The organism is Streptomyces sp. NPDC031132 (assembly GCF_055570595.1).
On the sequence record NZ_JBVIGX010000080.1, the window covers coordinates 1 to 5090 of the forward strand.

2 rRNA genes are annotated in these 5090 nt (G+C 57.2%); both read left to right on the forward strand.

What is annotated here, in order from left to right:
* The first annotated feature begins 125 nt into the window (after window positions 1–125).
* A 16S ribosomal RNA gene (locus ACZ49B_RS39000) occupies window positions 126–1650 on the forward strand.
* 286 nt (window positions 1651–1936) lie between these two features.
* Window positions 1937–5059 (forward strand): 23S ribosomal RNA (locus tag ACZ49B_RS39005).
* Together the 16S and 23S rRNA genes form the textbook arrangement of a ribosomal RNA operon.
* The last annotated feature ends 31 nt before the right edge of the window (window positions 5060–5090 follow it).

Below are 5090 nucleotides of genomic sequence, written 5' to 3' on the forward strand. Positions count from 1 at the left end.
GTGAGGTCGCGGTTCGCCGTGATGCTTGCAGGCAATTACACAGCGAGGACGCAGTGGTCAGTCGGTCATATTCCGACCATGACTGGCCCGCTCAACGTGTGTGTGCACCGGATTACCGGTAAACATTCATGGAGAGTTTGATCCTGGCTCAGGACGAACGCTGGCGGCGTGCTTAACACATGCAAGTCGAACGATGAAGCCCTTCGGGGTGGATTAGTGGCGAACGGGTGAGTAACACGTGGGCAATCTGCCCTTCACTCTGGGACAAGCCCTGGAAACGGGGTCTAATACCGGATAATACTCCTGCCTGCATGGGCGGGGGTTGAAAGCTCCGGCGGTGAAGGATGAGCCCGCGGCCTATCAGCTTGTTGGTGGGGTAATGGCCCACCAAGGCGACGACGGGTAGCCGGCCTGAGAGGGCGACCGGCCACACTGGGACTGAGACACGGCCCAGACTCCTACGGGAGGCAGCAGTGGGGAATATTGCACAATGGGCGAAAGCCTGATGCAGCGACGCCGCGTGAGGGATGACGGCCTTCGGGTTGTAAACCTCTTTCAGCAGGGAAGAAGCGAAAGTGACGGTACCTGCAGAAGAAGCGCCGGCTAACTACGTGCCAGCAGCCGCGGTAATACGTAGGGCGCAAGCGTTGTCCGGAATTATTGGGCGTAAAGAGCTCGTAGGCGGCTTGTCACGTCGGATGTGAAAGCCCGAGGCTTAACCTCGGGTCTGCATTCGATACGGGCTAGCTAGAGTGTGGTAGGGGAGATCGGAATTCCTGGTGTAGCGGTGAAATGCGCAGATATCAGGAGGAACACCGGTGGCGAAGGCGGATCTCTGGGCCATTACTGACGCTGAGGAGCGAAAGCGTGGGGAGCGAACAGGATTAGATACCCTGGTAGTCCACGCCGTAAACGTTGGGAACTAGGTGTTGGCGACATTCCACGTCGTCGGTGCCGCAGCTAACGCATTAAGTTCCCCGCCTGGGGAGTACGGCCGCAAGGCTAAAACTCAAAGGAATTGACGGGGGCCCGCACAAGCGGCGGAGCATGTGGCTTAATTCGACGCAACGCGAAGAACCTTACCAAGGCTTGACATATACCGGAAAGCATTAGAGATAGTGCCCCCCTTGTGGTCGGTATACAGGTGGTGCATGGCTGTCGTCAGCTCGTGTCGTGAGATGTTGGGTTAAGTCCCGCAACGAGCGCAACCCTTGTCCTGTGTTGCCAGCATGCCCTTCGGGGTGATGGGGACTCACAGGAGACCGCCGGGGTCAACTCGGAGGAAGGTGGGGACGACGTCAAGTCATCATGCCCCTTATGTCTTGGGCTGCACACGTGCTACAATGGCCGGTACAATGAGCTGCGATACCGTGAGGTGGAGCGAATCTCAAAAAGCCGGTCTCAGTTCGGATTGGGGTCTGCAACTCGACCCCATGAAGTCGGAGTCGCTAGTAATCGCAGATCAGCATTGCTGCGGTGAATACGTTCCCGGGCCTTGTACACACCGCCCGTCACGTCACGAAAGTCGGTAACACCCGAAGCCGGTGGCCCAACCCGTAAGGGAGGGAGCTGTCGAAGGTGGGACTGGCGATTGGGACGAAGTCGTAACAAGGTAGCCGTACCGGAAGGTGCGGCTGGATCACCTCCTTTCTAAGGAGCACAGTACCGATTGCAGACAAACGTTCTGCACGGTCAGCTCATGGGTGGAACGTTGATTAGTTGGCACCAGACGGTCTGATGGTTCTCGAGTACTGCTTCGGCGTGGAAAGAGGAGACGGAAGACTGACTGGTGCTTGGCACGTTGTTGGGTCCTGAAGGTACGGCCGTATGGTCATGTCTTCAGTGCCGGCCCCAGTGAACTTGTTCTCCTTGAGGGAGCAGGGTGATGGGTGGCTGGTCGTTGTTTGAGAACTACACAGTGGACGCGAGCATCTGTGGCCAAGTTTTTAAGGGCGCACGGTGGATGCCTTGGCACCAGGAACCGATGAAGGACGTGAGAGGCCGCGATAGGCCCCGGGGAGCTGCCAACTGAGCTTTGATCCGGGGGTGTCCGAATGGGGAAACCCGGCAGTCGTCATGGGCTGTCACCCACTGCTGAACACATAGGCAGTGTGGAGGGAACGAGGGGAAGTGAAACATCTCAGTACCCTCAGGAAGAGAAAACAACCGTGATTCCGGGAGTAGTGGCGAGCGAAACCGGATGAGGCCAAACCGTATGCGTGTGATACCCGGCAGGGGTTGCGCATGCGGGGTTGTGGGAATGAGCTTGATCGGTCTGCCGGCCGGTCGGCGAGTCAGAAACCGTTGATGTAGTCGAAGGACATGCGAAAGGTCCGGCGTAGAGGGTAAGACCCCCGTAGACGAAACATCAGCGGCTTGCTTGCTCATCTCCCAAGTAGCACGGGGCCCGAGAAATCCCGTGTGAATCTGGCGGGACCACCCGCTAAGCCTAAATATTCCCTGGTGACCGATAGCGGATAGTACCGTGAGGGAATGGTGAAAAGTACCGCGGGAGCGGAGTGAAATAGTACCTGAAACCGTGTGCCTACAAGCCGTGGGAGCGTCGCTCATTGGGTTTACCCAATGGGTCGTGACTGCGTGCCTTTTGAAGAATGAGCCTGCGAGTTAGCGGTGTGTAGCGAGGTTAACCCGTGTGGGGAAGCCGTAGCGAAAGCGAGTCCGAATAGGGCGATTGAGTTGCACGCTCTAGACCCGAAGCGGAGTGATCTAGCCATGGGCAGGTTGAAGCGGAGGTAAGACTTCGTGGAGGACCGAACCCACCAGGGTTGAAAACCTGGGGGATGACCTGTGGTTAGGGGTGAAAGGCCAATCAAACTCCGTGATAGCTGGTTCTCCCCGAAATGCATTTAGGTGCAGCGTCGTGTGTTTCTTGCCGGAGGTAGAGCACTGGATAGGCGATGGGCCCTACCGGGTTACTGACCTTAGCCAAACTCCGAATGCCGGTAAGTGAGAGCACGGCAGTGAGACTGTGGGGGATAAGCTCCATGGTCGAGAGGGAAACAGCCCAGAGCATCGACTAAGGCCCCTAAGCGTACGCTAAGTGGGAAAGGATGTGGAGTCGCAGAGACAACCAGGAGGTTGGCTTAGAAGCAGCCACCCTTGAAAGAGTGCGTAATAGCTCACTGGTCAAGTGATTCCGCGCCGACAATGTAGCGGGGCTCAAGCGTACCGCCGAAGTCGTGTCATTGCAGCAATAGGGCCAACGCCTGCTGTGATGGGTAGGGGAGCGTCGTGTGCCGGGTGAAGCAGCAGCGGAAGCTAGTTGTGGACGGTTCACGAGTGAGAATGCAGGCATGAGTAGCGATACACACGTGAGAAACGTGTGCGCCGATTGACTAAGGGTTCCTGGGTCAAGCTGATCTGCCCAGGGTAAGTCGGGACCTAAGGCGAGGCCGACAGGCGTAGTCGATGGACAACCGGTTGATATTCCGGTACCCGCTTTGAAACGCCCAATATCGAATCAGGCGATGCTAAGTCCGTGAAGCCGTTCCGGACCCTTCGGGGAAAGGAAAGTGGTGGAGCCGACGAACCAGACTTGTAGTAGGTAAGCGATGGGGTGACGCAGGAAGGTAGTCCAGCCCGGGCGGTGGTTGTCCCGGGGTAAGGGTGTAGGCCGAGGGGTAGGCAAATCCGTCCCTCATTAAGGCTGAGACCTGATGCCGAGCCGATTGTGGTGAAGTGGATGATCCTATGCTGTCGAGAAAAGCCTCTAGCGAGTTTCATGGCGGCCCGTACCCTAAACCGACTCAGGTGGTCAGGTAGAGAATACCGAGGCGTTCGGGTGAACTATGGTTAAGGAACTCGGCAAAATGCCCCCGTAACTTCGGGAGAAGGGGGGCCATCACTGGTGATCGGACTTGCTCCGTGAGCTGGGGGTGGCCGCAGAGACCAGCGAGAAGCGACTGTTTACTAAAAACACAGGTCCGTGCGAAGCCGTAAGGCGATGTATACGGACTGACGCCTGCCCGGTGCTGGAACGTTAAGGGGACCGGTTAGTGCGCTTTCGGGCGTGCGAAGCTGAGAACTTAAGCGCCAGTAAACGGCGGTGGTAACTATAACCATCCTAAGGTAGCGAAATTCCTTGTCGGGTAAGTTCCGACCTGCACGAATGGCGTAACGACTTCTCGACTGTCTCAACCATAGGCCCGGTGAAATTGCACTACGAGTAAAGATGCTCGTTTCGCGCAGCAGGACGGAAAGACCCCGGGACCTTTACTACAGTTTGATATTGGTGTTCGGTTCGGCTTGTGTAGGATAGGTGGGAGACTTTGAAACCCCAACGCCAGTTGGGGTGGAGTCGCCGTTGAAATACCACTCTGGTCGTGCTGGATGTCTAACCTCGGTCCGTGATCCGGATCAGGGACAGTGTCTGATGGGTAGTTTAACTGGGGCGGTTGCCTCCCAAAGGGTAACGGAGGCGCCCAAAGGTTCCCTCAGCCTGGTTGGCAATCAGGTGTTGAGTGTAAGTGCACAAGGGAGCTTGACTGTGAGACCGACGGGTCGAGCAGGGACGAAAGTCGGGACTAGTGATCCGGCGGTGGCTTGTGGAAGCGCCGTCGCTCAACGGATAAAAGGTACCCCGGGGATAACAGGCTGATCTTCCCCAAGAGTCCATATCGACGGGATGGTTTGGCACCTCGATGTCGGCTCGTCGCATCCTGGGGCTGGAGTCGGTCCCAAGGGTTGGGCTGTTCGCCCATTAAAGCGGTACGCGAGCTGGGTTTAGAACGTCGTGAGACAGTTCGGTCCCTATCCGCTGTGCGCGTAGGAATATTGAGAAGGGCTGTCCCTAGTACGAGAGGACCGGGACGGACGAACCTCTGGTGTGCCAGTTGTCCTGCCAAGGGCATGGCTGGTTGGCTACGTTCGGGAGGGATAACCGCTGAAAGCATCTAAGCGGGAAGCCTGCTTCAAGATGAGTATTCCCACCTCCTTGAGAGGGTAAGGCTCCCAGTAGACGACTGGGTTGATAGGCCAGATGTGGAAGCCCGGTAACGGGTGGAGCTGACTGGTACTAATAGGCCGAGGGCTTGTCCTCAGTTGCTCGCGTCCACTGTGTTAGTTCTGAA